1 protein-coding gene is annotated in these 284 nt (G+C 53.2%); it reads left to right on the top strand.

The annotated features are described in order from the left end of the window. Positions 1 to 87 precede the first annotated feature (87 nt). A partial coding sequence (locus tag HX774_RS19865) for a hypothetical protein (RefSeq protein ID WP_218650542.1) occupies positions 88 to 284 on the top strand: 197 nt, incomplete at its 3' end.

Genomic DNA, 284 nt, shown 5'->3' with positions numbered 1-284 from the left:
CAAGTTCGGGATGGAGACGTTCCTGTTGAGATTAACGCTCCTGGCGGAAAATATGAAACTCGTCCTAGCGAAGCCCTAGGAGGGTTGATGCGCCAAAACCTAACTATCGACCGCGACAACTCAACAGTACCTCAAGGTGAGAACGCGACGACTAATCGACACGGGGTCTTCCTTGACGAGAGCCAGCTTGGCAGCGGCGTTCAGGAGCGCATTGTACATGAAGCAGGCCTTCATGGATCAGGACTAGAAAATCGTGTCCCAGAGCTTGGGCGGCATGGTTACAA

The sequence above is a fragment of the Brevundimonas sp. P7753 genome (genome assembly GCF_013386595.1).
Classification (GTDB): Bacteria; Pseudomonadota; Alphaproteobacteria; order Caulobacterales; family Caulobacteraceae; genus Brevundimonas; species Brevundimonas bullata.
This window is presented reverse-complemented; position numbering and strand designations above follow the sequence as displayed.